The following is a 3,447-nucleotide window of genomic DNA, read 5'->3' as shown; positions in this document are numbered from 1 at the left end:
CTGAGCGCGGACGCTGCGAGCGTCAAGCCGGCGAGCAGCCCGGTCATGGGGCGGGAATCGGCGTGCACCACGACGGCGAAATAGCCGGGCGCGAGCGAAAGGCAGAATCCGAACACGGCAAAGCTGAGGAATCCCACGCTCGAGGCCAGCCAAAACGCTCCCCTAGCTTCCCGGGAAACCGAGGGCCGTCGCGGGGCGAGCGCCATGTACGGACGCGGGCCCTCCGCAGGCCGAATCGCCGGACGCGCCTTGAGAAGCCACAACGGGACGAGCAAGAGGAGCAGGACGGCCGCGTGAATGAAGAACGGCGTTGAGGTTGCACCCGGGAGAAGCGAAAGCAGTCCGCCGATGGCAGGACCGGCAGCCACGCCTCCCGAGGACGAAAGCAAGGTGAAGCGGGAAGCCCACTCGGGCCGGGACGGAAGCAATTCACGCAAAGCGGCCGAGCTCGCTCCGGTGGCGAGGCCCACGGCAATACCCTGGAGCATGCGGCCCGCTGAGAGCATCAAGAGGTTGTCTGCGTTGGCGAAAACCAAGCCGCCCACCAAGCCCACGAGGACGGCAAGCACCAGCGCTGCACGCCTGCCGATATGGTCGGACCAGTGGCCGGCAAGCATCAGCACAGCCACGAGCGCCAGGACGTAGCTTGCAAAGGCAATCGTCACACCCAGCGACGTGATTCCCAGTTCCGACTGAAGCAGCGGATACAGGGGGCTCGCCAAGTTGGCACCGACCAGCAGTGTGAACATGACGGCGCCGGCAGGACAAGCCGCGCGTGGTGGAAGCATCCCAGCCCCAGCGCCCGGCGGTGGCCTGGCGCATGCGCAGTTCGCTAAAGACAGTCATTTCCGTGCCTTCGCCTCAGCGGCCATCGCGGAACCCGGCCTTGTGGGCCTGGACTGGACGGCCCAAAATATTTGATGGCAACAGGATGTCGCAAGCCTGCCAGATAGATCAGATGTCCATGAAAGAATTGATCAAAATCTTCAAAATTGATGTCCATAGATGACCACAAATGAGCCGGAGTGATGATTTGAACACCCTCGATCCTACGGACCTGAAAATCCTGCTGGAGCTGATCCGTGATCCCAGGGTTCAGATCGGTGAACTCAGCGAGTCCCTGGGGATTGCGCGCAACACCGCCCAATCGAGGATGCGCCGCCTTGTCCGCTCGGGCGTATTGAACGACGGCGGCCGCGAGGTCGACCTCGAAAAGGTGGGGTACGACGTCGTCGGCTTCGTGACGCTGGAGGTGACCCACAGGGAACTCGACGGCGTGATCGGAGCCCTGCGCCGCATCCCCCAGGTCCTCGAGGTGCACGAAATTTCCGGGCGGGGCGATCTCTTATGCCGGGTGGTGGCCACCGACACGCACAACCTGCAAACCGCGCTCCGCTCCATCCTCAGAACCAAGGGCGTCATCCGCACGGAAACGGTGCTTGCCCTGCACACCCATATCCCCTACCGGACAGAGCCGCTCATCGGCAGGCTCGTGGATGCCGCTGAGACGGCCGACGCCGCGAAACGGGTCAAAGCACAGGTTTCCACTGATTCGCCGGTCAGGGAAGCCGACTAGGATTCCAGAATGGATTGGCTCTCTTCTCTTCAGCACCTCAACTGGCTGGCGATACTCCTGGCCTTCGTTTCCAGCATGGTCATCGGATTTGTCTGGTACATGCCGGCGGTCTTCGGCAGACGGTGGATGCAGGCCATTGGCAAGACCGAGGAAGACCTCAAGAAGATCGACGGCGGCGCAGGAATCTGGATCCCCCTGATGGTGGCCGCAGCCCTCACGAGCATCGTGTTGGCCGTCCTGATCGGCAAGCTGGGCGTGCAAGGAAGCTTGCACGCTGGTTTCTTTGCGCTGGTGATTGCGGTGGTATTCCGAGTCGGCGGCCACGTCATCCACAACGGTTTCGCGGGCAGGCCGTCCGCCGTGACCCTCATCGACTCCGGCCATGACATCGTGGCCATGACTGCCGCCGGGGCAATCATCGGGGCGTTGCAGTAGAGGAGGAGAATAACCTCGTGACCATCATTGACAATGCCGTCTATGTGAACGGCATCCGGACCGCGACTCCGGGAAGCCTCGAGCAAAGCGTCGAAACACTGGCCGCGCACGGCGGAATGGTGTGGATTGGACTGTACCGGCCGGACGAGACGGAAATGGCGGCCGTGGCTGCCGAATTCGGCCTCCACCTGCTCGCCGTCGAGGACGCCGTCAACGCCCACCAGCGGCCCAAGCTGGAACGCTACGACAACAACCTCTTCACCGTCCTGCGGCCTGCGAGATACGTGGACGCTACCGAGACCGTGGAGTTCGGTGAACTTCACATCTTCACGGGGAGGAACTTCGTGGTCACGGTCCGGCATGCGGAAACACCCGGGGTGGCCAAAGTCCGTAGGGATCTGGAACAACAACCGGAGCTTCTGCGGCATGGCCCCGAAGCCGTCCTGTACGCACTGCTGGACCGAGTGGTGGACGACTACGGCCCCGTGATCTCGGGCCTGGAAAACGACATTGACGAGATCGAGGACCAGCTCTTCGGTGGCGATCCCCTGGTTTCGCGGCGCATCTATGAACTCGCCCGCGAAGTCATTCAGTTCCAGCGCGCAATCAACCCGCTCCCCGAAATGATGGCCTCCCTGAAGCGCGGGTTCGAGAAATACGGAGTAGACATCGAGCTACAGCGCAAACTCCGCGATGTGGAAGACCACGTCGAGCAGGTAATTTCGCGGGCAAACGGGTTCCGCGACCTGCTCCAAAACGCCCTGACCCTCGACGGGACCCTCACCGCGAACCGGCAAAACGAAGCGAGTGCGGCACAAAACGAACAAACCAAGAAGATCTCCTCCTGGGCCGCGATCTTCTTTGCACCGGCGTTCGTCACCGGGCTCTACGGAATGAACTTCGACGTTATGCCTGAACTCCATTGGCCGCTCGGCTATCCCATGGCACTCGGCATGATGGTTCTCGCGGGCTTTGTCATGTATGTCATCTTCAAGCGGAAGAACTGGCTCTAGTGGTTCCCGGACAGGAGGGCTTCAGCAGGGGCAAGATCATTACTCCCGGAACGCCCGCGCAACTGGGAGCCTTCGGTTTGTTCCATCCGGCGAAGTCACAGGAGCGGATCCTCACCCCCACGGCGCAACGGCTCACCGTCAAGGCGGCCGACGATGTGCTCTGGGCCAGTTTCGCGGAGTTGTGCGGCGGCCCCATGTCGACAGCGGACTACATGGCTTTGGCTAAGGACTACGGAACGTGGGTGATCGACGGCGTACCCTCGCCGACGGCCGGATCGGTAGCCGGGTCCGCCTCGGCCTGGCAACGCCTCAGCGATCTGGTTGATGTCCTGTACGAGCAGGACATCACTCTGTTCCTGGTGGGCCACGGCCCCTTGGACTGGGATGTGGCCGGCGGCTTGGCGCACCGGACGAGTGCCGGGC

Annotated in this window: 4 protein-coding genes and 1 pseudogene; 4 read left to right on the top strand and 1 reads right to left on the bottom strand. The window is 62.5% G+C overall.

Features of this window, described 5'->3' with window-relative positions; genetic code table 11:
* Positions 1 to 846 (bottom strand): annotated as a pseudogene (locus AHiyo1_RS02000) (MFS transporter); the annotation flags it as partial.
* Positions 847 to 1,015: 169 nt separating this feature from the next.
* Between AHiyo1_RS02000 and AHiyo1_RS01995 the strand changes: the two are divergent.
* The 4 genes from AHiyo1_RS01995 to zapE all read left to right on the top strand — a co-directional run.
* A complete protein-coding gene (locus tag AHiyo1_RS01995; RefSeq protein WP_059387451.1) occupies positions 1,016 to 1,576 on the top strand; it encodes an Lrp/AsnC family transcriptional regulator in 561 nt (186 codons plus the stop codon).
* A gap of 9 nt (positions 1,577 to 1,585) precedes the next feature.
* On the top strand, positions 1,586 to 2,011 hold the full coding sequence (locus tag AHiyo1_RS01990) for a DUF1761 domain-containing protein (protein ID WP_059387450.1): 426 nt from the start codon (positions 1,586 to 1,588) through the stop codon (positions 2,009 to 2,011).
* 17 nt (positions 2,012 to 2,028) lie between these two features.
* A complete protein-coding gene (corA, locus tag AHiyo1_RS01985; RefSeq protein WP_059387449.1) occupies positions 2,029 to 3,024 on the top strand; it encodes a magnesium/cobalt transporter CorA in 996 nt (331 codons plus the stop codon).
* Positions 3,024 to 3,447, top strand: a 424-nt coding sequence (gene zapE / locus AHiyo1_RS01980; RefSeq protein WP_253257119.1) for an AFG1/ZapE family ATPase, incomplete at its 3' end; no start/stop codon positions are given. The genes corA and zapE, both read left to right, overlap by 1 nt.

This window comes from Arthrobacter sp. Hiyo1, from assembly GCF_001263615.2.
Lineage (GTDB): Bacteria > Actinomycetota > Actinomycetes > Actinomycetales > Micrococcaceae > Arthrobacter.
The sequence above is the reverse complement of the archived record's forward strand: the minus strand, read 5'-3'. Positions and strand labels throughout refer to the sequence as shown.